At 56.1% G+C, this 23,182-nt stretch carries 25 protein-coding genes; 13 read left to right on the forward strand and 12 right to left on the reverse strand.

Annotated features, from left to right (window positions below; translation table 11 throughout):
• Window positions 1–108 precede the first annotated feature (108 nt).
• Complete coding sequence (locus ACREYP_RS11380; RefSeq protein WP_336818674.1) at window positions 109–630, forward strand: phospholipase D family nuclease; 522 nt, start codon at window positions 109–111, stop codon at window positions 628–630.
• A gap of 102 nt (window positions 631–732) precedes the next feature.
• Here the strand turns inward: ACREYP_RS11380 and ACREYP_RS11385 are convergent, their stop codons facing one another.
• From ACREYP_RS11385 to ACREYP_RS11395, 3 genes are read right to left on the reverse strand one after another with little or no spacing between them, the layout of a single operon-like run.
• Window positions 733–993, reverse strand: a complete 261-nt coding sequence (locus ACREYP_RS11385) for a hypothetical protein (protein WP_008458909.1) — start codon at window positions 991–993, stop codon at window positions 733–735.
• Between the two features lie 60 nt (window positions 994–1,053).
• A complete protein-coding gene (locus ACREYP_RS11390; RefSeq protein WP_336818675.1) occupies window positions 1,054–1,950 on the reverse strand; it encodes an SDR family NAD(P)-dependent oxidoreductase in 897 nt (298 codons plus the stop codon).
• A 25-nt stretch (window positions 1,951–1,975) separates the two neighbouring features.
• On the reverse strand, window positions 1,976–2,713 hold the full coding sequence (locus tag ACREYP_RS11395; protein ID WP_498881377.1) for an SDR family oxidoreductase: 738 nt from the start codon (window positions 2,711–2,713) through the stop codon (window positions 1,976–1,978).
• Between the two features lie 124 nt (window positions 2,714–2,837).
• Between ACREYP_RS11395 and ACREYP_RS11400 the strand changes: the two genes are divergently transcribed.
• The 3 genes from ACREYP_RS11400 (at window position 2,838) to ACREYP_RS11410 (ending at window position 5,212) form a co-directional block, all read left to right on the forward strand.
• Entirely contained in the window at window positions 2,838–3,752 is a 915-nt protein-coding gene (locus ACREYP_RS11400) for a LysR family transcriptional regulator (RefSeq protein WP_008458916.1), read from the forward strand.
• Between the two features lie 91 nt (window positions 3,753–3,843).
• Window positions 3,844–4,413 (forward strand): YbhB/YbcL family Raf kinase inhibitor-like protein, encoded by a 570-nt coding sequence (locus ACREYP_RS11405; protein WP_336818676.1) that lies wholly within the window; start codon window positions 3,844–3,846, stop codon window positions 4,411–4,413.
• A complete protein-coding gene (locus ACREYP_RS11410; protein WP_336818677.1) occupies window positions 4,391–5,212 on the forward strand; it encodes a helix-turn-helix transcriptional regulator in 822 nt (273 codons plus the stop codon). The genes ACREYP_RS11405 and ACREYP_RS11410 overlap by 23 nt, the downstream gene beginning before the upstream one ends.
• On the opposite strand, the gene ACREYP_RS11415 is transcribed toward ACREYP_RS11410, so the two are convergent.
• The 4 genes from ACREYP_RS11415 to ACREYP_RS11430 are packed head-to-tail and all read right to left on the reverse strand — an operon-like array spanning window position 5,205 to window position 8,238.
• Window positions 5,205–6,149, reverse strand: coding sequence for a dienelactone hydrolase family protein (locus tag ACREYP_RS11415; protein WP_336818678.1), 945 nt, complete (start codon window positions 6,147–6,149; stop codon window positions 5,205–5,207). The genes ACREYP_RS11410 and ACREYP_RS11415 overlap by 8 nt on opposite strands.
• 33 nt (window positions 6,150–6,182) lie before the next feature.
• Entirely contained in the window at window positions 6,183–6,830 is a 648-nt protein-coding gene (locus ACREYP_RS11420) for a helix-turn-helix transcriptional regulator (protein WP_008458926.1), read from the reverse strand.
• 20 nt (window positions 6,831–6,850) lie between these two features.
• Window positions 6,851–7,825, reverse strand: a complete 975-nt coding sequence (locus ACREYP_RS11425) for a threo-3-hydroxy-L-aspartate ammonia-lyase (protein ID WP_336818679.1) — start codon at window positions 7,823–7,825, stop codon at window positions 6,851–6,853.
• Window positions 7,826–7,848: 23 nt separating this feature from the next.
• Window positions 7,849–8,238 (reverse strand): RidA family protein, encoded by a 390-nt coding sequence (locus ACREYP_RS11430; protein ID WP_008458929.1) that lies wholly within the window; start codon window positions 8,236–8,238, stop codon window positions 7,849–7,851.
• Between the two features lie 208 nt (window positions 8,239–8,446).
• Between ACREYP_RS11430 and ACREYP_RS11435 the strand changes: the two genes are divergently transcribed.
• Together ACREYP_RS11435 and ACREYP_RS11440 are read left to right on the forward strand one after the other, a co-directional pair.
• On the forward strand, window positions 8,447–8,893 hold the full coding sequence (locus tag ACREYP_RS11435) for a DUF3290 domain-containing protein (protein ID WP_008458932.1): 447 nt from the start codon (window positions 8,447–8,449) through the stop codon (window positions 8,891–8,893).
• A gap of 9 nt (window positions 8,894–8,902) precedes the next feature.
• The gene (locus ACREYP_RS11440) at window positions 8,903–9,538 is read left to right on the forward strand and encodes a DUF421 domain-containing protein (protein WP_008458933.1); all 636 of its coding nucleotides are present in this window, start codon (window positions 8,903–8,905) and stop codon (window positions 9,536–9,538) included.
• A gap of 109 nt (window positions 9,539–9,647) precedes the next feature.
• Here ACREYP_RS11440 and ACREYP_RS11445 read toward each other — a convergent pair whose 3' ends face one another.
• Window positions 9,648–10,454 carry a 5'-nucleotidase, lipoprotein e(P4) family gene (locus tag ACREYP_RS11445; RefSeq protein ID WP_336818680.1) on the reverse strand — a complete coding sequence of 269 codons (807 nt, stop codon included), beginning with the start codon at window positions 10,452–10,454 and terminating at the stop codon, window positions 9,648–9,650.
• Window positions 10,455–10,667: 213 nt separating this feature from the next.
• On the opposite strand from ACREYP_RS11445, the gene ACREYP_RS11450 reads away from it, so the two are divergent.
• Window positions 10,668–11,651 (forward strand): Ppx/GppA phosphatase family protein, encoded by a 984-nt coding sequence (locus tag ACREYP_RS11450; RefSeq protein ID WP_336818786.1) that lies wholly within the window; start codon window positions 10,668–10,670, stop codon window positions 11,649–11,651.
• 48 nt (window positions 11,652–11,699) lie between these two features.
• On the opposite strand, the gene ACREYP_RS11455 is transcribed toward ACREYP_RS11450, so the two are convergent.
• The gene (locus ACREYP_RS11455) at window positions 11,700–12,911 is read right to left on the reverse strand and encodes an MFS transporter (RefSeq protein WP_008458940.1); all 1,212 of its coding nucleotides are present in this window, start codon (window positions 12,909–12,911) and stop codon (window positions 11,700–11,702) included.
• A 108-nt stretch (window positions 12,912–13,019) separates the two neighbouring features.
• On the opposite strand from ACREYP_RS11455, the gene ACREYP_RS11460 reads away from it, so the two are divergent.
• Window positions 13,020–15,704 (forward strand): ATP-binding protein, encoded by a 2,685-nt coding sequence (locus ACREYP_RS11460; protein ID WP_336818681.1) that lies wholly within the window; start codon window positions 13,020–13,022, stop codon window positions 15,702–15,704.
• 122 nt (window positions 15,705–15,826) lie between these two features.
• Window positions 15,827–17,002 carry a YbfB/YjiJ family MFS transporter gene (locus ACREYP_RS11465; RefSeq protein ID WP_498881378.1) on the forward strand — a complete coding sequence of 392 codons (1,176 nt, stop codon included), beginning with the start codon at window positions 15,827–15,829 and terminating at the stop codon, window positions 17,000–17,002.
• Here ACREYP_RS11465 and ACREYP_RS11470 read toward each other — a convergent pair.
• The gene (locus ACREYP_RS11470; RefSeq protein WP_336818683.1) at window positions 16,985–17,833 is read right to left on the reverse strand and encodes a LysR family transcriptional regulator; all 849 of its coding nucleotides are present in this window, start codon (window positions 17,831–17,833) and stop codon (window positions 16,985–16,987) included. The genes ACREYP_RS11465 and ACREYP_RS11470 overlap by 18 nt on opposite strands.
• Before the next feature lie 91 nt (window positions 17,834–17,924).
• Between ACREYP_RS11470 and ACREYP_RS11475 the strand changes: the two genes are divergently transcribed.
• Window positions 17,925–18,980 (forward strand): NAD(P)H-dependent flavin oxidoreductase, encoded by a 1,056-nt coding sequence (locus tag ACREYP_RS11475; RefSeq protein ID WP_336818684.1) that lies wholly within the window; start codon window positions 17,925–17,927, stop codon window positions 18,978–18,980.
• Between the two features lie 107 nt (window positions 18,981–19,087).
• Here the strand turns inward: ACREYP_RS11475 and ACREYP_RS11480 are convergent, their stop codons facing one another.
• Window positions 19,088–19,873 carry a LysR family transcriptional regulator gene (locus ACREYP_RS11480; RefSeq protein WP_498881379.1) on the reverse strand — a complete coding sequence of 262 codons (786 nt, stop codon included), beginning with the start codon at window positions 19,871–19,873 and terminating at the stop codon, window positions 19,088–19,090.
• Window positions 19,874–19,961: 88 nt separating this feature from the next.
• Between ACREYP_RS11480 and ACREYP_RS11485 the strand changes: the two genes are divergently transcribed.
• The 3 genes from ACREYP_RS11485 (at window position 19,962) to ACREYP_RS11495 (ending at window position 21,632) form a co-directional block, all read left to right on the forward strand.
• Window positions 19,962–20,516: an NAD(P)H-dependent oxidoreductase gene (locus ACREYP_RS11485; RefSeq protein WP_008458953.1), complete on the forward strand. Its 555-nt coding sequence runs from the start codon at window positions 19,962–19,964 to the stop codon at window positions 20,514–20,516.
• A 79-nt stretch (window positions 20,517–20,595) separates the two neighbouring features.
• Window positions 20,596–21,066 (forward strand): hypothetical protein, encoded by a 471-nt coding sequence (locus tag ACREYP_RS11490; protein ID WP_336818686.1) that lies wholly within the window; start codon window positions 20,596–20,598, stop codon window positions 21,064–21,066.
• A 5-nt stretch (window positions 21,067–21,071) separates the two neighbouring features.
• Window positions 21,072–21,632, forward strand: a complete 561-nt coding sequence (locus tag ACREYP_RS11495; RefSeq protein ID WP_336818787.1) for an RNA polymerase sigma factor — start codon at window positions 21,072–21,074, stop codon at window positions 21,630–21,632.
• 50 nt (window positions 21,633–21,682) lie between these two features.
• On the opposite strand, the gene ACREYP_RS11500 is transcribed toward ACREYP_RS11495, so the two are convergent.
• A complete protein-coding gene (locus ACREYP_RS11500; RefSeq protein WP_442892463.1) occupies window positions 21,683–23,008 on the reverse strand; it encodes a glycoside hydrolase family 10-like protein in 1,326 nt (441 codons plus the stop codon).
• Between the last annotated feature and the right edge of the window lie 174 nt (window positions 23,009–23,182).

The following is a 23,182-nucleotide window of genomic DNA, read 5'->3' on the forward strand; positions in this document are numbered from 1 at the left end:
TGCCAAATGCGGACGTCAGGAGTATTATCGATGTCCTCATTCCTGCAGCAGTAGACCCGGTAATGAGGACTCCTGAACGTTATCGAAGACTCATTGGGAACAGCCGCTATGAAACAATTGGCCCTTTTACTGCTCATTATTACTGGTTCAGCTTCTGCAGCCCCTTCAATAGAGGTGGGATTTTCTCCGGAAGGTAGCGCACAACAGCTCGTGCTAAATACCATCAATTCAGCGCACTCCTCTATCGAAATGGTTGCATATGCATTTCAGGCCCACGATATTGCTGCTGCACTAGATGCAGCCCAACAGCGAGGCGTTAGAGTACAAGTCGTTATCGATAAACGTCGAAATAGAGGCAGTACATCACTGGCGGCAATGCGCGACATTACTCGCCATGGAGTGGAGCTGCGCATTGATGGGCATTACCATATTCAGCACGATAAGATGATGATTGTTGATGGTTCAACTGTAGAAACAGGTTCATTTAATTATGCAAAATCAGCAGAGTACGATAACAGCGAGAATGTCATCGTTATTAAAAATATGCCTCACACCGTGTCTCAGTATCAGGAACATTTTGCTTCCCGGTGGGCAATATCTGAACCCTTCGAACTTAAAACACAGGGTTAGCCACTCTTCACTTTAGCGGCCTTTAACGTCAGCATCTCGCTCAAAGCAGCCGGGCAATTTTTGCCTAAACAATAGGCTTAACGAGGGATGGAACGCCCCCTATTAGTGCTCAACAATCCACAAAAGCGCCACCACCGGCAGGGTGAAGATCGCCGCAAAAATGGCCAGCTCTTCGCCCCAGCCGTAGCCTGCTTTAATTACGCCGATTAGCATATTTGCCGCTGCAATCAGGCACCACAGTACCGCAAAGCCTCGGGCGATAATTGCCTGAGCCGGCGGGTAGTCCGGGCTAAACAGGCGGATAAGCAGGTAACAGCCGCTGGCGAGCAAAAACCCGCTCAGCAGAAATAACAACGTTCGCATAAAACACTCCAGGAAATGGCCTGCGGCTTAACTTTGCGAGATAAGCCGCAGGCCGGGGATTTACTGCCGGGGAGTCAGCAGGTCGCCTAAACCAATACGCTGCAAAAACTCCTTGCGGATACGGTCGGCCACGGCGTTGACCACTTCGGCCCCGTCATCAGAGGGATCAACGTGCACGCGGAACGGGCGTTTGCCATACGGCGCATTCACAATATCCACCATCGCCGCCGCGACATCGGCAACATCGGCATCCTCTGGCTCACAGGCCGCCAGGCCTTTCAGCGCTTCATCTTCCAGTCCAGCGGTTGGGCCAGTTTGGGTCCAGGCCAGCTCACGTTCGCTGTCCGCAGGCTTGCCGGAATGCAGGAAGTGATTGGTGCCTTTGGTAAAAGCCCCCGGCACCAGAATCGAGCTTTCAATGCCCCAGCGGCTCAGTTCGGCGGCATAGCTGACGGCCACGGCGTCCATTGCGGCTTTGGCGGCAAAATAGGGCGCCAGATAAGGCGGAGTGCCGCCCCGAGTGCTGCTGCTGCCGACCCACAGCACCAGGCCTTTTCTCTGCTGACGCAGATAAGGCAGCGCCGCCCGGTTAACCCGCTGGGTGCCCAGCACGTTAATGTCGAATAGCTGGCTGAACTGCTCCGGCAGAAATGCCTCGGCAGGGCCGAAGGACATATGCCCGGCATTGTGTACTACGACGTCCAGCCGGCCTTGCTCCGCGATGATATGCGCGACTGCCGCCTCCGCAGAAGCCTCGGACTGCACGTCCAGCTCGATGGCGCGAAGATCCACGCCGTGTTGCCGCGAATACTCTCGCAGGCTTTCAGCCTGGGGAGCATTGCGAGCTGAAATATCGCGCATACTGGCGTAAACGGTGTGCCCGGCATGGGCGAGGGCGCGGGCGGATAAGGCACCAAAGCCGCTGGATGCGCCGGTTATCAGTATAATTTGCTGCATGTTTGTCTCCTGTTGGTCGCCAGTCTTATGCAAAGCCGCCGTTAACGCGGATCACCTGAGAATTCACCCAGCTGCCGTCCGGGCCAGCCAATGTCGCCACAATACTGGCGATTTCCTCTGGCGTGCCGATGCGCCCCAGCGGGGCGAGGCTGGCGATGGCCTGAATTTGCTCTTCGGTTTTACCGTTCAGGAACAGATCGGTGCCGGTTGGCCCCGGTGCCACGGCGTTGACGGTGATATTACGGCCACGCAGTTCGTTGGCGAGGACGTGCACCAGGCCTTCAACCCCGGCTTTGGAGGCGATGTAGGGGCCATAGGCCGGGAATGATTTGGCAATAACGCTGGTTGAAAGGGCGATAATGCGGCCGCCATCCTGCATAGACTCTGCGGCGTTGGCCAGCACCATAAACGCGCCCCGCAGATTTGTATTGATGATTTTGTCGAACTCGGCCAGGCCTGCCGGAGTAATTTTCACCATCGGCATAATGCCCGCGCTGTGCACCACCACATCCAGCTGGTTGTGGAGAGCTTTCGCTTCAGCAAACAGACGGGTGACATCGCTTTCAGATGAGACATCGGCCTGAATCGCCACGGCGTTCCCGCCGTTGTTTTTAATCGCCTGGACCGTTTCATCGGCGCTGGCTTTATTTCCGGCGTAGTTCACGACGACGGTGAAGCCGTCGCGGGCCAGTCTTTCGGCAATTGCCCGGCCAATTCCACGGGAGGCGCCGGTCACCAGGGCAGTTTTCTTTGCAGTCGTCATGTTGTTCTCCAGATGCGGTGAGTGAATCGCCCCGAGTGGGCGTGGGTGTATTGTTAATGTTTTTGATTTCGGGATAAATGGTGCTAATTTGATTAGATAATTCCGTTTTGGTTAACAATAGCAGATGGATAAATTTGACACTTTGCAGCTGTTCACCCGCATTGTTGAGCTGGGCAGTTTCAGCCAGGCCGCCGACCAGCTTGGTATCCCGAGGGCCACGGCAAGCAATGCGATTAAAGAGCTGGAGAGCCAACTGGGCTGCCGCTTGCTGGAGCGCACCACCCGGCATGTGCGAGCCTCTCAGGATGGGAAAGCGTACTACCAGCGCTGTGTGTACATTCTTGCGGAGCTGAATGATGCCGAAGCCGCGCTGCGCCCGGTTGTGGCCCGGCCTCGCGGTATCCTGCGTATTGACCTGCAGGGAACGCATGCCTCGCACATCGTTCTGCCGCGCCTGGACGAGTTTCATCGCCGTTATCCGGATATCGAACTGATTATAAGCAGCGGCGACAGGCTGGTGGATTTAATCCGCGAGGGGATAGATTGCGTGGTGCGCGCCGGTAAGTTACAGGACTCTTCGCTGGTCGCCCGTCATCTGGCGGATCTCCCGCAGGTGGTATGCGCCAGCCCGGATTATCTGGCGGCGTTTGGCGTGCCTGCGCACCCGGACGATCTTGACCAGCACCAGTGCGTGAACTTTTTCTCGACGACAGGCGGCCTGAATTACCCATTTGAATTCATTATCGATAACGAGCGCCGGGCTTATTCGCCGAAAGGGTGGGTGACGGTCAACGAAGCTGAGAATTACGTGATCTGTGCGCTACGAGGCTGCGGGCTGGTTCAGCTCCCGCGCTACCACGTTGAACAGGCACTGAGCGAAGGTCGGCTGGTAGAAGTGATGCCTGACTGGCAAAGCCCGGCCATCGCGGTATCCGCGGTGTACACGCAAAACCGGCAACTTTCGCCGCGGGTGAGGGTGTTTATCGACTGGCTGAAGGAGATTTACAGCTCGCGTTTCCCGCCGGAGAACAGAGCATGACATTTTCTGCACAAACATTGAATTTTGCCGCACATCGTTGCCGCGCTGCCGGGGCTATGCTTCATCTCCTCAACACATCAGGAGAACGGTTATGTTCAAATGTCTTAGCACTTCACTTATCGTTAGCACGCTCTTATTTACCGCCCAGTCACAGGCCAGCGACTTTCGTCTGCTGAGCCATACCATTGCTGACGGCGAGATGCTGAAACCGGCGCAGGTTTTTAACGCATTTGGCTGCCACGGGAACAACGTTTCCCCCGATCTTTCCTGGCAAGGCGCACCTAAAGGTACCCGCAGCTTCGCCATTACGGTTTACGATCCCTCTGCGCCGTCAGTCAGCGGCTGGTGGCACTGGACGCTGGTCAACATTCCAGCCAACGTTCACGAGCTGAAAACAGATGCCGGGAATGTGTCGGGCCAGAATCTGCCTGCCGGGGCCGTACAGGGACGCAACGACTACGGTTCAGCCAGTTTCGGCGGGGCTTGCCCACCGCCAGGCTTTAAGTCACACCCGTATTTGTTTACTCTCTGGGCTCTGGATACTCCGACGTTACCCGTGACTGCCGAAAGCAGTGGGGCTCTGGTCGGCTATCAGCTTAATGCCCATGTATTAGCCAAAACGGAGCTACGTCCGGTGTATGGTACTCCCGGTAAAAAATAAGCCACAAGACAAGGGCATAGAGCTGACTCGCTACCATGCCCATCAACGTCACGCGCTGCGAAATATGACTTTCTTGCGCCCCGGTTTTTGCCTGGTGCTCCGGGGCACAAAGATCATGGATCTGCCCGGCGGGAAATGCAGTGCGGGCAGCAACAGCCTGATCTTTTATGCCCCGCATGAGCACATTCCCATGCAGCACATTCCGGATGATTCAGGTTACGAGGCGCTTGTTATCTCGTTTTCCGCTTCGGCACTGGCTGAGTTTAACGCCCGCTACAGGGATGTCACTGCGGCCTGTAGACTAATAACCACCACTGCTCCAGTGCCGCTTAGTCCAGACATCCACGAAGCATGGCAGCGGCTGATCCGCGCCGCGTCCGCCGGAGAGCCCGCCCCGCTGTTGAATTATCATTTAGAAGGGGTACTGCTGCGCCTGGCGTTAGCCGGCTATAGCGTTGCAGCCAAAGCGCCGTTATCCACACTCAGCCAGCAGATAACGGCCCACATCGCCGAAGATCCCGCCGTGCCCCATACTCTGGAACACTTTGCCCAGCGGCTTGGCCTGAGTCTTTCAACGCTAAACCGGCGAATCAAAGCGGAGGGGCAGAGCTTTCGTCAGCTCCAGGAGGACGTCCGGCTTTCCCTTGCTATGGAATATGTGCAAACCACCGATACGCCCCTGGGGAGAATAGCGGAACAGGTCGGCTACGCCTCGCTGTCCCGTTTTATCAGTCGGTTTCGTCTTCGCTATAGCTTAACGCCCGGCGCGCTAAGAAAAGCGATTCACGGCCCTAAATAGAGACAGGCTGGAACGGTAGCCCCAGAGACTCGACAAAGGCTTTAACCTGCGGATACCAGAGCTTGACGCCCGCTTTGCTGTCGGCAAAGTCGTGGGAGTTTTTGCCGAAGGTGCCGATATCGATCATTCGGGCATGCCCGGCGTCGCCCTCCGCGTTGCGGGTGTAGGCATTAAACATTTGCTCCGGCATCGGCTGCGGCCAGAGCTGGTCATTATCGCCATAGAACCAAACCGACGGGTAGCGAGCCTGTTTGCCTATCGCGCCATAGGTGCGTACCAGATTTTGCTGCCAGCCTTCACATTTTGGCTGGCGCAGACCGCCCGAGAAATTAATCACACCCAGCACGCCGGGGAGTGGATGCGTACTCAGCGCCATAGTCACCAGCCCGCCGTCAGACTGGCCGGCAATCACAATGCGTGAACGGTCAACGTAGGGCAGTTTGACCAGTTCCTTGAGGGCGGCAGCCACGCCATCTGCTTCATCAAACGCGTGACGACGCACATCGCATCCGTCTTTCGGGTAGTCGCCGCCGGAGGCCGCAAAACCTTCCCGCATCGGAATCGCGACCGCAAATCCCCGATGAACAAATACTGAGGCAATCTCCAGGTGACGGGAACGCGGCTGCGTGCGCGCATTGCCCGGATTTTTACCGTGGTTCATCAACAGCAGGGGAAAAGGCCCATTACCCGGAGGCTTATACAGCGTGGTTTCCAGCTCAACGGTTTTACCCTCTATTTGCACGGGCAACATCACAATCTGATCATTGAGCTGGCGATCCAGCTTCAGGGAAGATGAAGTGTTATTACTGGCGGAACTGCAGCCGCTGACGCTGAGAAGAAGTGCCGCAACCGGCAGCCCGGTGAAGAGATGAAACAAAGAACCGGAGCGCTGTGGCTCCTGAAATAGAGGTGCTATCAGCCACTTCAAAGAACCCATCTGTTTACCCTGACAAAAAATACTGCGGTTAAATTATGCCGTGTCGTCAACGGACGGCTGTTGTTTTGCATACAAATAAACCGATGCCCGGGAAACGCCCAGATGCTGCGCCACGGTCTCCATCGACTTACGGATATCCAGTAATCCTTCTTTTTTCAGCGTCTGCAACAGCTCAATTCTTTCTGAAGTTTTCAGCGCGCGCGGCGTGGTGGCTATGCCAGCCGCATAACGATCGATTCTCAGCCGGATGGCTTCGGAACCTGCGGGTTCAATATGTTCTTCCACCGGGCCGGGACTGGTGTCGGTGAAGCGAGCGAGTGCGCTTTGCATCCCTCTGAACAAGGTCATATCCAGGTTGAGGCAAAGGGCGGCGACATAGTTCCCGGCATCATCTTTCAGCCCAATCGAGGTGCTTTTCACCGGGCGTCCGTCGGCAAACTGGTTGGCATAATTGGCGATCACCGCCGGGAAATCAGGGGAGGCGATGCGCGCCAGCCCCATTTCCGTGGCGCCCTGGCCAACCTCGCGGCCAGACAGGTTGTTGTGGATGGAGAGAATAGAGTGCTCGGGCTGCGTCAGGTCGTGCACCACCACTTCGCAAAAAGGCGCGAAGGTTTCACTCAACCCCTGGGCGATGTTTTCGAGCTGGTCGAGCAGGGCACTGTTTTCTGATTTTGACACTCTATTTCTCCTGTTAATAATTAACGCGGGCCGATGAGGTACTCGGCGTAGCGGCTGATATCGACGTTGCCGCCGCTGATGATAATCCCGATTCGCTTCCCGCGCAGGCTCTCTTTCATTCCGCGCGCGGCGGCAAAGCCAAGGCAGCCCGTCGGCTCGACCACCATTTTCATCCGCTCGGCGAAAAACTTCATCGAATCGATCAGCTCTTCATCAGTGGCGGTGAAAATGTCGTCCACGTTCTGGCAAATCATCTGGAAGGTATAGTCCCCGAGGAAGGTGGTTTGTGCGCCGTCGGCGATAGTTTTGGGCGTATCAATCCGCACAATTTGTCGATGCCGGAGTGACTGCTGGGCATCGTTCCCGGCTTCCGGCTCCACGCCGTAGACTTTGCAGTTGGGGGAAAGGTGGCGCGCCGCCAGCGAACAGCCGGAAATCAACCCGCCGCCGCCCAGGCAGACAAACAGTGCGTCCAGCTCGCCAACTTCGTCGAACAGCTCTTTCGCCGCGGTGCCCTGGCCGGCAATGACGTGCGGGTGATCGTAAGGCGGGATCAGCGTCAGGCCATATTTGTCAGCCAGATCTTTGCCGATTTGCTGGCGGTCTTCGGTGTAGCGGTTATAGAGAATGACTTTGCCGCCGTATTCGCGCGTGGCGGCAATTTTAGCCGCCGGGGCATCTTCCGGCATCACGATGGTGGCCGGGATCCCCAGCAGCCTTGCGGAGAGCGCAATCGCCTGGGCGTGGTTCCCGGAGGAGAAGGCCACCACGCCAGCTTTTTTTTGCTCCGGCGTAAACTGAGCGAGAGCGTTCATGGCCCCACGGAACTTAAACGCCCCCATTCGCTGGTAGTTTTCGCACTTGAAAAAGACTTCGGCACCAAACTCTTCATTCACGGTACGGGACGTCATGACCGGGGTGCGGTTGGCATGGCCTGCAATGCGCTGAGCCGCCGCGACCACATCTTCATAAACAGGGAGAACTAATTCACTCATTTTGCCACCTTTAAACGGTTGTCTTATTCAGAGAGCGCCACGGCTTCAATTTCGAGCGCCGCGCCGTAATGGAGTTGTGCCACGCCGGCCACCGCGCGAGAAGGGCGATGCTGACCGATCCACGCCGCATAAATGCTGTTAAACAGCGGCCAGAGGTTGATATCAGTGATGTACACCCGTACGGAGACAAGATGTTGTTTTGTCACGCCCGCGCAGGCCAGGCAAGATTCAATATTCTGCAGCACCAGTTGAGCCTGTTCTTCGAAGGGCGCTTCGCAGCGAGGCGTGCCGTCCGCCGCCACGGGAAGCTGACCGGAAATAAACACCAAACCGCCTGCAGTGGCGGTATGGGAATAGTGCCCCACGGGGGCAGGAACCTGTTCGATATTGCGCAGCGTAATGTTCGGGGCCATGTATCCTCTCAAGCGCGGTCAGATTTAGACAAACAATCTATATCTGGACTAAATGTCGATCAAGAGGTTTTCAACATGGAAAGCAGCAAGGGGGATAGGGGTGAACTGGCAGGGAGGAGAAAGCCCGGATCGCGGCCGTTAGGGCGGGAAATGCCAATGTGTTACTATAATAAAAAACGGGGTCTTAAGGGTTAGGGATTATAACTATATGAGATTTTATGGCATTGAATATCTACAAACGCAGTCTAATATTAATGATTATTTAAAATACATCATTATATTTAGTACTTTATTTATCCTGATCGTTTTTTTTAGCCTGTACATGCGTCATCGCTTACAAACTAAATATCGAGATCTAACAATTATAGTATTTTTATTTTTACTCTTCATTTCGGGTGTTCAGTATGCAGATTATACTGACAGTCAAAATATACACTCTCAATCATCACAAATGGTGAGTTTTGTTAAATTGCTATCAAAAGAAAAAGAAGTGGGTATGGATTCTATATTTTCAAACTCAGTTCAGCTCTCGGATGGCATCATCATTAAAATTAATGATCTTTACTATCGCGTCAATTTAAGCCCGGATCAAAAAACATATAGTTTAGTTGAGGTGTCGTTAGTAAACCCAGGCATAGAAATCATAAAAAACTGAGGAACAGAAATGATAATTTATACGCCGATCATGATAAAATTGGGCTTGGGAATACTGTGTCTGATTATTCAAATAAATCTCATGGGGAAGGGCAATCTGGCGCCTTCATCCGCAATGGATCAGGTTCAAAACTATGTGCTCGGGGGGATTATCGGTGGCGTAATTTATAATGAATCGATAACAGTACTGCAGTTTGTTTTGGTGTTAATTATATGGACCTTCCTCGTCTTTGTCCTTAAGTTTTTAAAAGAGAATAATCGACTAGTTAAAAGAATTATTGATGGCAAACCAATCACCCTGGTACATAATGGCAGTGTCAATGTTAGGGAGTGTTTACGCAATGGTGTTTCTGCGAATGATTTGATGTTCAAGTTAAGGGCGAATGGTATTTATGAAATAGAACAATTGAAGCGAGTAGTTCTCGAGCAGAATGGGCAATTAACCATTATACAAAGTGGTGATGAGAATATACGCTACCCAATTATAGTTGATGGTTTAGCTAACCATGATTTGCTCGAAATCCTTAACAAGGACAACGCCTGGTTAGAAAATGAAGTTATCAAGCAAGGCTTTAATAAAATTAGCGAAGTCTATTTGGGCGAGTATCTCTCGGGCAGGATTAATTTATACGGATATGAAAAGTAGTCGCCAAAATCAAGCTCTTTACCTACTGGATTATAGATAAAGTAAATGTGTTTCATCCTTTAACTATCACTCTAAAAACCCCACCGCATGGGTGGGGTTGCCAGAAAACTTATTTCCCGGACCAGGTACGCAGTGCGTTTTCGCGCGCTTCGGCCTGCTGGGCAGTATTCAGCTTGTAGTAATTTGGCGCTAAAGCACCTTCCCAGTCGCCGTACATTGGGTTCGGCAGCACAATGAACTGGGTGCCAAACTTGCCGCGGTTATCGCTGGCAAACTGCTGACGCTGGGACTGATCCTTGTGGTAAGTCGCTTTGCCAAAGTCATTCAGGTTGTCGCCGATGTACATCACTACGTCATAGCCTTCGGCTTTGATCGCATCGAAACGGGCCTGCTTGTTGGAGCTGTCGGTTTTCAGGCGCACGGTTTTGTCGCTCACGCCGGTAAAGCCCAGAGCTTTCATGTTGGCGACGGTGGCGTCAAAGTCTTTGCTGTCGCGGTTGGACACATAGAACATCGTGCCGCCGTGGCTGTTCACGTAGTTAGCAAAATCCACCGCGCCCGGGACGGCCAGCGCCTGGCGAGCCTGAGTCCACTGGGACCAGGTTTTGTCGTCAAACGCTTTGTTGTTTTTGGCCTGCCACGCGCTGTAGGCGCTATTGTCGAGCATGGTTTCATCCAGATCGACGATAACGGCCCGCTTAGCGTTACCCTGTTTAGCGGATTGATCCCACGCGGCGCGAGCGCTGTTAAACGACTGGTACGCCAGCGCGCGGTATTCGCCGGATTGCTGGAACCAGTCCACCGCCATCACTGTCTGGCTCGCCAGTTTTTGATCCGCCGCCTGCTGCTGATTTGCACAACCAGTCAGGCTGACCAGCACCAGCGCTACCGCGCCACCCAATAAACTTTTCTTCATTTTTATGTCCTTAGCCTTGCTTTTATCATTAACGCCATTGATACCTGCCGGCCTCTGCACTGAACAATGCAGTGACTTTTTCTAACAAAATCAGCAGGTATTGTTAAAAAGTGTTTTACCGAATATTAAAGCTACGTTATCAATAGCTTTTTAATGGATCGACAGTGGATACTCAATATGACAAAAATATTTCGACGCAATTTTTTTTCCCTGATGGTGGTAGCGGCATTACCGGGCGTGAGCGTTGCTGCCCACGCAGCTGGCTGTGAAGAGACCAGGGCGGGCATCGACATGGGCTCCGGCACCACCAAGCTGGTGGTCGCCAAAGTGGATACCTGCCAGCAGCGCATCAACAAAGTGTTGTTCGAGGATCAGCGTCCAATCGGTTTTAACGAAGATTTATCCAAATCTGCAGATAACACTCTCAGCCCAGCGATTCAACAGCAGGGGCAGACGGCGCTGCGCGAGCTAGCTGCAGAGGCCGCCCGCTATCATCCTGCTCGTTTTAACGGCGTGGCTACCGCTGTTTTTCGCAGCGCGTCTAACGCCCAGCAGACGATCGATGCCTTCAACCGTGCTGCTCCGGTGAATCTAAAAATTATTACTCAGGAACAAGAGGCCGAGCTGGGCTTCCTGTCCGCCAAAGCCTCGATGCCCGTGCCGCTGCCAGACGATCAGATGGTGGTCTGGGACATTGGCGGCGGGTCGATGCAAATGACGACCTGGCTGCAAAAACACGACAAATGGCAGCCGGAGATTTACCAGGGCAAGCTGGCCTCCGTCACGCTGAAGAACTACATCATCGACGTGGTGAAAAACAAAGATTTGCATGATGCCAGCTCGCCAAATCCGATTGGTTCCCTGCGTGACGGCGTGCTGCGTTTTGTTCGCTTCTATGCCACCACCCACGTCAGCCCGGAGATGAAACAGGCGCTGGCTAAGCGTACCGTCGTGGGTATCGGTGGGGTGCATGACTTCTCCGTCAGCAAGCAGCTCAATGAAAAGGTTTACACCCTCGCCGATCTACAAAAATCTTCCGCCAGCCAGGTCTGGAAAGGGGATTCAGAGCTGCGCGGGGATTACCGGGCCACGGACGTCAGCAACCTGCTACTGGTTCAGGGCTATATGGAAGCCCTGAAAATCCCTCAGGTAACCGTGGTGAAGGCCAACCTCGTTCAGGGCGTGCTGATTCAGTAACGTCTCATGCTTCAGGCGACGGCGATTTTCGTGCCGCCGCCTGGGGCACTAACCGCGTTTTTGCTGCCCGATCAGATGAATGATTAGCCCGATAAGGCTAAGCCCACCGCCCAGCATCGAAGCCAGTTCCCAGCCGCCGAGTCGCCACATCAGGCTCGCGCCCCAGGATCCCAGCGCGCCGCCGATAAACATGCCGCTCATAAAGACCGTATTGATACGGCTGCGGGCTTCCGGCCTCAGGGCATAGATCACGTGCTGGTTAGAGATCAGCGCCGACTGCTCGCCCAGATCCATCAGGATGATGCCAATCACCAGCCCGGTGAGCGAAGTCCACAGCCCCAGCACCGCAAACGAGATAACCATCACCAGCGCCCCAAGCCCGATGACGGTATACGGTCCCCGGCGGTCGGCAATTCGCCCGGCAAGCGGCGCAACCAGGATGCCTACGGCACCCACAATGCCCATCAGACCGGCGACGTCTGCGCCAAGATGAAACGCGGCATGGAGCTGCAAGGCCAGAATGGTCCACAGGCCGATGAACGAGCCAAACAGCGCGGCCTGAATCCAGGTCGCCCGACGCAGCAGCGGTTCTTCCCGCCACAGAGAAACCAGCGAGCGCATCAGGGTCATGTAGCTCTGTTTATTACCGGACGTGTGGTGCGGCAGGGTAAAGAACAGCATCAGCCAGCCGAAAGCAGTTGCCACAGCACCGAGCCAGAAGGTCGCTCGCCAGCCCCAGTGATCGCCGCTAAAACCGCCCACGGCCCGGCCAAGCAGTATGCCGCACAACACGCCGCTCATTACCGTGCCGACCACCTGTCCACGGCGTTCCGGTTTAGCCAGCTCGGCGGCGAACGGCACTATTTGCTGGGCCACGGAGCCGGTTACGCCCACCGCAGCGGAGGCAATAATAATTGTGACAACATTGGGCGCTAAGGCCAGGCACGCCAGCGCTACCGCCAGCCCCGCAGACTGGCAAAGGATCAGCGTGCGGCGGTTAATCTTGTCGCCCAGCGGTACAAGCAAGAACAAACCAAAGGCAAACCCAAGCTGCGTTGCCGTCGGCGCAAGGCTGACCAGCGCAAGCTGCCCCGGAAACGCCTGCTGAAGCAGTTCCAGCAGCGGCTGGTTGTAGTAGACATTGGCAACGAAAACCCCGCAGGCCAGCGCCATGATCAGCAGCAGACTGGAGGTTAAAGGCGAATTCTTTTCCGCCTCGGGCGGACGATTCAGGGTGATGCTCAGGGGATTCTCCGACATGATTTTTCTCTCTGGGAATGACGAGTCCTGATGCTGAATGATTGTCCGCCCGCAATCTTTGCCCTAGAATTTCAGACTTCTGAAATCACCTGAAAAGCGACCGTTCTTATGCCTGCCGACGAGCCCCAACTCCGCTCAGAAAGAGATGACGACATGGTGGTCTTTGGCCGCTATCAGCTGTTTCCCGATTTGGGATTGCTGCTCAGGGACGGCGTTCGGCTGGAGCCGGGCGAGCGGGCAATGGCCGTGCTCCGGCTGCTGGTCAGCGAAGCGGGGCAGGTGGTGACCAAAGAGACGCTGCTGGCCACCGTCTGGCCAAAAGAGATCGTCGAAGAGAATAATCTGCAGGCGCAAATCTCCGCTTTGCGCAAAATTTTTGGTCCCGACCGCAATTTGATTACCACGGTGTTTGGCCGGGGCTACTGCTTTACCGCCACGGTGAATAAACTGCAGGCGGCCACGTCGGCTCTGCCTGTCATCACCTCTTCAACGGCATTACCTCGTCCCCGTTCGCCGCTGATAGGGCGTGAAAGGGAGCTGGGTGAAATCAGAAAACGGCTGATCGAGCATACTATTTGCACGCTGGCGGGCCCGGCGGGCATCGGCAAAACCCGGCTATTGCTGGAAGTTGCTCGCGAATCCGCCAGTCTTTATCCCGATGGCGTCTTTTTTGCCGACCTGTCCAGCCTGAACGCCGGATCAGATCCAGCCCCAGTTTTGCGGGCGGCACTGGCCGGTATTCGTGGCGCGGGGCCGTCGCAGCCACGCCCCGCGCTGCTGGTGATTGATAACTGTGAGCATCTGTCGGACGCCTGCGCCAGGGAAATTGAGCATCTACTACAGCGAAACGAATTACTGAGCATTTTGCTCACCAGCCAGTCTCCGCTGGGGATTGAAGGGGAGCAGGTTTACCGCGTTGGGCCGCTGACTTTGCCGCCAGCGCAACTGGCCGCCAGCGAGGCGCAAAGTTTTAGCGCGGTTGAGTTTCTGGTACAGCGCATTCAAGCGGTGGATTACGCGTTCCGCCTGAGCGAAGAGAATATCGGGCCGATCCTGGCGCTCTGCCGGTTGCTGGATGCCGTACCGCTGGCGCTGGAAATTGTGGCTGCTCGCGTTGCCAACCTGGGACCGGATGCCGTGCTGGCCGACCTGAGCGGGCGGGAGACGTTACCGGAAACGCCGGGAGTGACGGCTTCCCGGCACAGAACGCTGGCCGAGGCGCTGGACTGGAGTTATCGATTACTTACGGCTGAAGAACAGCGAGTGTTTCATGCCCTGGCGGTGTTTCCCGGTGAATTTGACCTTGCCGCCGCGAAAGGATTGTTAGATCAGCAAGAGGTCAGCGACGTGGTGGCCAGCATGGTGGCGAAATCCCTGCTGGTTTTGCAGGCGGGCACGCGCCCGGCCAGGTATCGCTATCTCAACATTGTGCGCACCTACGCTCGCCGGACGCTGGCCCCAAATAGCACCCCGTATTTTCTTCGCCATGCACAACTTGTGGCCGACAGCATGGTGCGGGCAAAAGTTGCCTGGGCCGAAGAGTCCAGTCCGCAGTGGCGCCGTCAGTATGGCTATTTAATTGACGATCTCCGTGCGGCGGCAGACTGGTGTTTTGGTGTGGGTCAAAACGCTCCGCTGGGACGCAGTATTCTCGCTAACGCCACGCCGTTCTGGATCCAGCTTTCGCTCCACGGCGAGTGCCGCCAGCGGATTACCGCCGCAATTAACGATTCGCACAATGGTCAGGCCACGCCGCGCGAAGAGATGCTAATGCAGGCCGCGCTGGGCTCGGCGCTGGGCTGGGCGCAGGGGCCCATTGAAGAAAACGGCCAGGCCTGGCGGCGAACCGGGGAGATTGCCAGCACGCTTGGCGATGTGGAAATGCAATTACAGTCCGAGTACGGGCTGTGGCTGTATCACCTGCGCAGTGGCCGTTACGCCGATGCCGCAGAGAACGGCAAAAAAATGGCTGAACTGGCGACACAAACCGGTGATTACGGCGCGCTATTAACCGCCCGTCGCCTGGCAGGCACCGCGCTGCATTTTTCCGGCGAGCAACAGGCCGCGCTCAGCGAAATTCAGGCTTTGCTGGATCGCACCGTGGATGATGACAGCCAGAGAGCGCCTTTCCGCTTTGGGCTGGATCAGCGCGTGGCGGGCTGGGCTTTCCTGGTGCGGGCCCTGTGGGTGACTGGCGATGTGGCGAAAGCCAGAAGAGCGGCGCAGCTGGCGGTGGAAGAAGCCCGGGCGCTGGATCATGCCTGTTCGCTGTGTGCGGCCCTCGCGGAAGGCACCTGCACGCTGGCGGCCTTCACCGGAGATACCGCTGGCGTGCTACAGGTAGCCTCGCAGGTTGAGGCCATCGCCCTGGAACACGGCCTGGGCTTCTGGCGGCTTTATGCGGCCGCTTTTACCTTTTGGGGCAGGCTTCGCCAGCAGCCTGAAACGGTACTTCCCCAGCAGATCCTCGCCATGCTTACCCGGCTGCGGGATAACGGTTTTGATCCCGCTTATTCACTTTTTCTGTCTGATTTCGCCGCCGCGCTGGCGCAAAAAGGCCAGCCAGAGGTAGCCGAAGCGATGATCGCCGAGCGGCTGTCCGCGCTTGACGTCAACCAGTCACTCTGGAACCTGCCCGAGCTGATGCGGGTTCAGGCGCACATTCGTTACGGCGGCCAACCAGAATATGGCCTGGAACTCAGCATGGCGCTGCAATCTGCGCTGCTGCTGGCACAAACCCAGACGGCCAAAGGCTGGATCCAGCGCATAGAAACCGATCTGCGTCAGCTGTGATCTTTCGATGAAATGCAAAGCGGCAGAAAAGCCGCTTGCTTGTTGCTCTTACCGACATTAATCTCAAAATAAGATTTAAATAAAAATAACATTCATATTTAGAGATTTAAAAGGTGAGGGTTATGACAATGCATTTCAGGCCGGAAATTCGTGCGCTACAGCTGGCGCTTGCGGGTGCAGTGGTGCTGGCGATAGGTATGGGCTACGGGCGTTTTTCCTATACCGGCATTCTGCCAGTGATGCTGAAAGAAGGGCTGCTGTCGCTGCATCAGGGCAACCTCGCCGCATCGGCTAACTACGCAGGTTATCTTATTGGTGCCTTACTGCTGGCGAAAGCTAAGCCTGCCGACGCGCGGCGGTTAAACATGGCCTCCGTCGGGTTAACCATTGGCTGCCTGCTTCTGCTGGCATGGACGAAATCGCCGTGGGCGGTGGTAGCGGTTCGGGGGATTGCCGGCCTACTGAGCGCCGTGTCGCTGATTGCGGCTTCACTGTGGCTTCTGCAGCACATGAAACACCATACCGGCGCGCCGGTGCTGTATGCCGGGGTTGGGCTGGGGATCTTCTTATCTGCGGAATTTATCGCGCTTGGTAAAGCTTATGGCTACACCAGTCAGCAAATCTGGCTGCTGTGCGGGATCGCTGCGCTGCTATTGTTTATGCTGGTTTATAAACTGCTGCTTAGCCCACCGGATTATCTGATCGACTACCAAAGGCAGGCTTCCAGTCAGCTTCAGGCGGCGGCAGAGAATGCTAAAGCGGCGTGGAAACTGCTGGCTATCTACGGCCTGGCGGGCTTCGGGTATATCATTACGGCCACCTATTTACCGCTTTTTCTTTCCGGGTCACTTAGTACGCTGGATCCGGTGCAGCTTTGGGCTATCTTTGGCCTGGCCGCGATACCGTCCTGTTTTGTCTGGCATCAAATCGTCTTGAAGTATGGTTATCGCCGCGCTTTTGCCGCCAATCTTCTGGTTCAGGCCGCGGGCGTAGTGCTTCCGGCCTTTAGCCACTCGCTGCTTTTTTGCCTGTTAAGCGCCGTGCTGGTGGGCTTTACGTTCACCGGCACGGTGACGATAGCCTTACCGGAAGCCAGGAGGCTGGCGCATCTGGTACGCTTCAATATGATCGCGGCGATGACCGCTATTTACGGCATCGGGCAGATTGTTGGGCCGTTGGTTGCCGGGGAGCTGTACGGCTTAACGGGCAGTTTTAACGGATCGTTAGCCGCCGCCACCGGCGCATTGCTGCTGGCCGGCGGGCTGGTGCTAGCGGGGCGTTCAAAGGTTGCTGGCTGAGGCGAGAATCTGCTTCATCGCCTCAAGCGCGGTGGAGCCGTAGCCCTTACGCCAGACTAGCTGAGTGAGGGCTTCGGCCACAAACTGTTGTCGCGTTCCTTCCGGCAAAGCCAGCGTCGCCGCGACGCTTTCCGGGAGCACGCCGCTGCAGCGTCCTGCGGCAACGGAAGCGATCATCGAGTGATAAGAGCTGACGTCCTGCACTTCCACCAGAGTTTGTGCGTTGAGCAAAGCCTCACCGCGCGCCCGATAGGAACATCCGCGCGGAAAAGCGGCAAGGCGAGGATGATTGCCGCTGGCGGTTTCAGGCACGAGCAACACCAGGCGTTCGGTGAACACGTCCATGGACTCAAGATCTACGGGGCAGTGAACCTGTCCCCCGGCTTCCGGTAACAGGCTCACCAGCGCGCAGTCCAGTGAAGCGTGGCGAACCTGGTCCAGCAGCTGCTGCGTCGGCTGGGTGGTTAAGGTGAGGGCGACATCAGGATACCGGTGGTGAAACTGCTGGAACACCGGCATCAGGCGGCTGACTGCGGTGGCTTCCATCGAGCCCATATTCAGTGCCCCTGCAGGCTTACCCGGATGCAGCGCCTGTCGGGCCTCTTCCGCCAGGCTAAGTATTTTTTTGGTGTAGGACAGAAAACTTTCGCCTTCCGGCGACAGGATCATTTTCTTGCTGTCGCGCACGAACAACGCGACGCCAAGATCTTCTTCCAGTTGCTGAATGCGGGTGGTGATGTTCGACTGCACGCGGCCGAGCCTTTGGGCTGCTTTCGTCACGCTTTGTTCTTCGGCAACGATTTTGAACATCTGCAGTGTGGTGTGGTTCATGTTTTTCATTCTCAATATGATAATGATCTTGATCCTAACATCTTCAAATAAGATGTTAAGCCCTCAATCTCTCATTTCCTGAGGTAGCGCCATGTTTCGTAGCCTTTCCCAACTGCTCGCGATAGACCATCCCATCATACAGGCCCCTATGGCGGGCGTCTCCACCCCGGAACTGGCGGCGGCGGTCAGCAATGCCGGTGGCCTTGGTTCGCTGGGTATTGGCGCGAGCGACGTCGTGCAGGCCAGGACAGCCATCCTGAAAACGCAGGCCTTAACCTCGCGCCCGTTCAGCGTGAATCTGTTTTGCCATCAGCCTGCCAAACGGGATGAGGCGCTGGAACGCGCATGGATTGAAAGCCTGCGCCCGCTGTTCGCTGAGTTTGGCGGCAGGCCGCCGGAAGTGCTCAGCGAAATTTATCAAAGCTTTATTGGCCACGAAGCGATGCTGGAGATGCTGCTGGAGACGGCTCCGGCCGCGGTCAGCTTCCATTTTGGCGTGCCCGATCGCGACGTTGTTCAGGCCTTCCGTGACAAAGGAATTGTGACGCTTGCCACCGCCACCCGGCCCGAAGAGGCTTTGCTGATCCAGGCGAACGGCGTGGATGTCATTGTGGCGCAGGGCTTTGAAGCGGGCGGGCATCGCGGGATGTTCGACGATAAAGCTCACGATACGCAGCTCAGCACCTTTGCGCTTGTGCAACTGCTGAAAAAACAGGTGGATTTGCCGGTTGTTGCCGCCGGCGGAATTATGGACGGAGCCGGTATTCACGCCATGCTAAGCGTGGGGGCGGACGCGGTACAGCTGGGGACCGCGTTTCTGCTTTGCCCAGAGTCCGCCGCCGATGATGGCTACCGGCAGCGGCTGAAATCCAGCCGATTACACCAGACGGAAATGACCCACGCTATCTCAGGCAGGGCAGCCAGAAGCCTGGAGAACGATTACTGCCACCACGGGCGAATCGTCGGCCAGCATGCCGTCCCGGCTTATCCGGTGGCCTACGATATTGGTAAAGCGCTTGCCGGCCTTGCAAAAAGCCACGGTCACCAGGGCTACAGCGCGCACTGGGCCGGACAGGGCGTGAACCTGATCCGCGAAATGCCCGCCGCTGAATTACTGCAAACGCTGGTGCGCGAAGCCGGGTTGTGAAACAGGTTACTTCAACAACGCCATTAAAATCGCGGCCACGTGCTGCAGGGCCACATCCTGGCTTCGGCGTTTGTGCCAGGCCAGGTGCAGTGAAAATCCCGGCAGTTCTACGGGGCAGAGAAGGCGACGAGCCCTTCAGTAAAAGGTATGACCCGGGAAGGCAGCAGGGCCAGCATATCCGAGGCCGCCAGCAACTGCGGCACCATCTGGAAATTCGGCAATACCAGCCCGACGCGGCGGCGTAATCCCAACCTTGAGAGTTCCACATCCACCGGTGTGACGCTTTCCCCTTTCCCGGAGGTGATAATGTGCGGCCAGGCGAGCCAGCGCTCAAGGCTAACCCCGGATGCGGCAGGATGTCCCTCACGCATCGCCACGACATAGTGCTCGTCCATCAACAGTTCGCTGTGAATGTCCGCGGCAGGCTGAGGAAAGACCGAAATAGCGATATCCGTGGTGCCGTTAAGCAACTCTGTTTCAGCCTGTTCCGCGCCAGCCCAGCCCTGAACGATGGGGTCAATCCCCGGGGCCGACTGCTGAAGTTTTTGCATCAACGGCACCAGCACGAACAGCGCCGGGAAATCCGCCATGGTTATCCGCAGTTGCTGCTTAATTTGATGCAGGGGAATCACCGGCGGGTCGATAAGTTCAGTAATGCCGCCCAGCACGGATTTCAGCGGGGCACGAAGAGACTGAGCAAGGGGCGTCAGCCGCATGGTGCCTCTACCACGCTCCAGCAGTTCGTCGTGAAAAAGATCGCGACAGCGGGCGAGGGCTGCAGAGGTGGCAGATTGCGACAGGCAAAGTCTGTCGGCGGCACGGGTGACGTGCGCCTCGTCGAGCAGGGCGTCCAGCACCACCAGAAGGTTGAGATCAAGCGTTCTTAAATTCATACAACAGATAATAGATTATCTTGATTATCTGTTGGAGTAATTTTCTGGGCCTCGCCATTATCGTCTCATCAACCCAAGGAGACGCCCCGTGAACAAAACCCTGATTTTACTTTTCCATCCGGATTTGTCCCGTTCCAGCGCCAACGCCGCGCTGGCGCAAGAAGTTGCAAAACTTGAACACGTTGAAGTGGTCGATGTCCAGGCGCTTTATCCTGACGGGATCGACATTTACCGCGACGGCGAGCGCGAAGCGGCCCGGCTACTTGCCGCCGACCGCATTGTGCTGCAGTTCCCGATCCACTGGTACTCCATGCCAGCCATTATGCGCCAGTGGCAGGACGCGGTGCTGACCCGGATGTTCTACCTGCATTACGAGGAGGAGGGGCGAAAGCTGGAAGGAACGCCGCTGTATGTGGCGGTCACCGCCGGTAACGTGGAGGAAGCTTATCGTCCCGGAGGCCGTAATCTTTTTACCCTCGAATCTCTGTTAGCCCCCCTTCGGGCCACGGCAAATCGCTGCGGCCTGACCTGGCATACCCCGTTTGTGGTCTACACTGCCGATAAGCTCGATGCTGCGGGGCTGAAAACGAAGGCAGAAGCGTATGCGCAGGCGCTTACCCGGTGGCGTGAAAATAAATTTTGAATTTTTTAGCAATATTTCTCGCGCTGATTCGTCTACCTCATCACAAGTGATTAGCCGTGACTTTACTGAGGTAAACATAATGAGAGATTTTGATATGCACCGACATGAACACCGCCGCCGTGGATTCTGTGGCCACCGCATGGGTAAGCCGATTTTGCTCTGCGTGGCATTGTTTGTCGCACTCGGCCTGATCGTGATGACGCTGTGGAATGCGGTGCTGCCTGGCCTGCTGGGCGTGAAAGAGATTGGCTTCTGGCAATCTTTAGGCCTGCTGGTGTTGTGCCGCATTCTGTTCGGCGGCCTGGGCTTCCGCCCGGGCATGTTTGGCAAAGCCCGTCGCCGCATGCACGAACGCTGGATGCAAATGACGCCGGAGCAGCGCGAAGAGTTTATGCAGCATCGCCGCGAGAAATTTGGCTTTGGTCACCGCGACCGCTGCGGCTGGCATTCCCGCTGGGATGAGAAAATGGATCCACATCCTCAGCCTCAGCCGCCGGTGCAGCCAGTCCAGCCAGATGAAAACAGCGCTAAAAAACCGGACGCTGAGTGACGACGATGAAAGCCGGAATAGTGGGGGAATCTCTGCTGATGGCAGCGCTGGCCGGCTGCCGCACCCGACTGAAAGCGTTTATTCGCGGGAGAACCGCCGGGCGTGAAGACGCCGACGATATTCTGCAGGAAGTCAGCTACCAGCTTATGAAGGTTGAACAGCCGGTGGAGAACGTCGCCGCCTGGCTGTTCCGCGCCGCCCGAAATGAAATGACCGACCGGGCAAGGAAAAAACGCGAGCTGCCTTTGGCGAGCTGGTTTGGCGGAGATGAAGAGGAAGATTACCCGGAAGATGAGCTGGCCGAAACGCTGTTCGGGATCCCGCAAACGCCGGAGGACGAGTACCTGAAGCAACTGCTGTGGGAGGAGCTGGAGACGGCCCTGTCGGAGCTGCCAGCGTCGCAGCGTGAGGTGTTTATCAAAACCGAGCTGCAAGACTATAGCGTGAAGGAACTGGCGGCAGAGAGCGGCGACACCGTGCAGGCGCTACTCTCCCGCAAACACAAAGCCGTTCTGTATCTGCGCACCCGGCTGCGCAATGTGTATGACGACCTGGCTGGTCAGTAAGACAGCCCCCGGATCTGCCCAGGGAAGGGCGATCCGGTTTTTTTAGCCTATCATTCCCCCCAACGCTCCTTGATGTAATTCACCGCCTGCTGGGTTTGGGGCTGGTTAAGATAATTTTCCCGGAACAAAATGGTGCCGTTAATTTGCGGCACGGCGTCGTTCAAATCGAGCTGCTTTTTCAGCTCCGGCACGCCGCCGCTCACCGTCCAGTCTGGCTCATTCTTCGAAGGTTCCCCGACTTTATACAGCGCAATCCCAATATAAAGACGCGTGTGAGTGGGCTTCACTACGTTAGCCCACCAGTTTGCCAGCACGTCGTAGCGGGCGGCACTGCGGGAGAAAGGCCAATAAATCTGCGGGGCAATATAGTCCAGCAGGCCTTTTTGTACCCAGAGACGCGTGTCGGCATAGGACTCGTCATAGGCTGCTGCGCCGCGCGTTTCAGACCCGGCCGGATCGTGGGAGATGTTGCGCCAGACGCCCGCCGGACTCACGCCAAACTCAACGCCGGGCTTAAGCTGTTTGATGGTGCGTGCGACTTGCTCGATAAGTTGCTCAGTATTGTGCCGCCGCCAGTCGGCTTTGGACGCGTAGCCCTGGCCGTAGGTTCTGTAAGTCTGGCTGTCGTTGAGCGTAGAGCCCGGTGATTCGGTATAGAAGTAATCATCAAACTGCACGCCGTCGATGGCGTAGTTTGAAACAACTTCGGCGACGATGCTGGTTATCCAGTCGCGCACTTCCGGGATGCCGGGATCAAGCACGAAGCGGTCGCCGGACGTTTTTATCCAGTCGCGATGTAACACATAAACGCTGGCGGGCTGCAGAGAAAGCGTGCGGTTCAGGGCGGCAACTGTGCCTGGCGTGATGTTGGTAGAAACCCGGTAGGGGTTAAACCAGGCGTGTACCTTCATGCCGCGTTTATGCGCCTCATCGAGCATAAACTGCAGCGGATCGTAGCCAGGATCTTCGCCAATTGTTCCCGTCAGCATATCTGACCACGGCAAAATCTTCGAAGGCCACAGGGCGGTGGCGTCGGGTTTCACCTGGAAAAATACCGTGTTGATGCCCAATGACTTCAGCTTATCCAGCTTGTCTTTTAACGCCTGCTGCTGCTGGCTGATGCGCACGGCGGCGCTGCTGCCGTTAACGGATGAAACCGGCGGCCAGTCCAGACGGGAAACCGTTGCCAGCCAGACGCCACGCATCGGCTCATGATCTTGTGAAGGGGTCGTCACATTCGGCTTAGTGCCCGGCAAGGGCGTGACGAGAGAAACCGGCGGTTTAGAGGCGCAGCTCGCCAGAAGCAGCGCGGCGGCAAGTATCGCGCCAGGTTTTTTGCCCCTGGCGGCAGAGAAGAAGCGGCTTGAAGTGGCGATGATGTGCTCCAGATTTTGCCAGTCGGTGAACAACAAGCATTTTCATACTATTCGACATCAAGTCAATCTCTAACGCCGTGAAGTAAAGCAGATGCGGACTAACCTTGCTTACGATCAAAATCCTTATTTATCATCACAATAAATAAAACACATTTCGTGTTTTATCCTATTACG

Source organism: Enterobacter sp. TMH.L2 (genome assembly GCF_050847315.1).
In the GTDB taxonomy this organism is placed as follows: domain Bacteria; phylum Pseudomonadota; class Gammaproteobacteria; order Enterobacterales; family Enterobacteriaceae; genus Cedecea.

Bases quoted from the DNA above. Each gene is read 5' to 3' on its own strand.
- ACREYP_RS11390 (WP_336818675.1), bottom strand. From the start codon at position 1,950: ATGCAGCAAATTATACTGATAACCGGCGCATCCAGCGGCTTTGGTGCC.
- ACREYP_RS11410 (WP_336818677.1), top strand. From the start codon at position 4,391: ATGGTACTCCCGGTAAAAAATAAGCCACAAGACAAGGGCATAGAGCTG.
- ACREYP_RS11415 (WP_336818678.1), bottom strand. From the start codon at position 6,149: ATGGGTTCTTTGAAGTGGCTGATAGCACCTCTATTTCAGGAGCCACAG.
- ACREYP_RS11450 (WP_336818786.1), top strand. From the start codon at position 10,668: ATGGTGGTAGCGGCATTACCGGGCGTGAGCGTTGCTGCCCACGCAGCT.
- ACREYP_RS11490 (WP_336818686.1), top strand. From the start codon at position 20,596: ATGAGAGATTTTGATATGCACCGACATGAACACCGCCGCCGTGGATTC.
- ACREYP_RS11380 (WP_336818674.1), top strand. From the start codon at position 109: ATGAAACAATTGGCCCTTTTACTGCTCATTATTACTGGTTCAGCTTCT.
- ACREYP_RS11480 (WP_498881379.1), bottom strand. From the start codon at position 19,873: ATGAATTTAAGAACGCTTGATCTCAACCTTCTGGTGGTGCTGGACGCC.
- ACREYP_RS11495 (WP_336818787.1), top strand. From the start codon at position 21,072: ATGAAAGCCGGAATAGTGGGGGAATCTCTGCTGATGGCAGCGCTGGCC.
- ACREYP_RS11395 (WP_498881377.1), bottom strand. From the start codon at position 2,713: ATGACGACTGCAAAGAAAACTGCCCTGGTGACCGGCGCCTCCCGTGGA.
- ACREYP_RS11430 (WP_008458929.1), bottom strand. From the start codon at position 8,238: ATGGCCCCGAACATTACGCTGCGCAATATCGAACAGGTTCCTGCCCCC.
- ACREYP_RS11460 (WP_336818681.1), top strand. From the start codon at position 13,020: ATGCCTGCCGACGAGCCCCAACTCCGCTCAGAAAGAGATGACGACATG.
- ACREYP_RS11385 (WP_008458909.1), bottom strand. From the start codon at position 993: ATGCGAACGTTGTTATTTCTGCTGAGCGGGTTTTTGCTCGCCAGCGGC.
- ACREYP_RS11475 (WP_336818684.1), top strand. From the start codon at position 17,925: ATGTTTCGTAGCCTTTCCCAACTGCTCGCGATAGACCATCCCATCATA.
- ACREYP_RS11425 (WP_336818679.1), bottom strand. From the start codon at position 7,825: ATGAGTGAATTAGTTCTCCCTGTTTATGAAGATGTGGTCGCGGCGGCT.
- ACREYP_RS11440 (WP_008458933.1), top strand. From the start codon at position 8,903: ATGATAATTTATACGCCGATCATGATAAAATTGGGCTTGGGAATACTG.
- ACREYP_RS11400 (WP_008458916.1), top strand. From the start codon at position 2,838: ATGGATAAATTTGACACTTTGCAGCTGTTCACCCGCATTGTTGAGCTG.
- ACREYP_RS11470 (WP_336818683.1), bottom strand. From the start codon at position 17,833: ATGAACCACACCACACTGCAGATGTTCAAAATCGTTGCCGAAGAACAA.
- ACREYP_RS11455 (WP_008458940.1), bottom strand. From the start codon at position 12,911: ATGTCGGAGAATCCCCTGAGCATCACCCTGAATCGTCCGCCCGAGGCG.
- ACREYP_RS11445 (WP_336818680.1), bottom strand. From the start codon at position 10,454: ATGAAGAAAAGTTTATTGGGTGGCGCGGTAGCGCTGGTGCTGGTCAGC.
- ACREYP_RS11405 (WP_336818676.1), top strand. From the start codon at position 3,844: ATGTTCAAATGTCTTAGCACTTCACTTATCGTTAGCACGCTCTTATTT.
- ACREYP_RS11465 (WP_498881378.1), top strand. From the start codon at position 15,827: ATGACAATGCATTTCAGGCCGGAAATTCGTGCGCTACAGCTGGCGCTT.
- ACREYP_RS11435 (WP_008458932.1), top strand. From the start codon at position 8,447: ATGAGATTTTATGGCATTGAATATCTACAAACGCAGTCTAATATTAAT.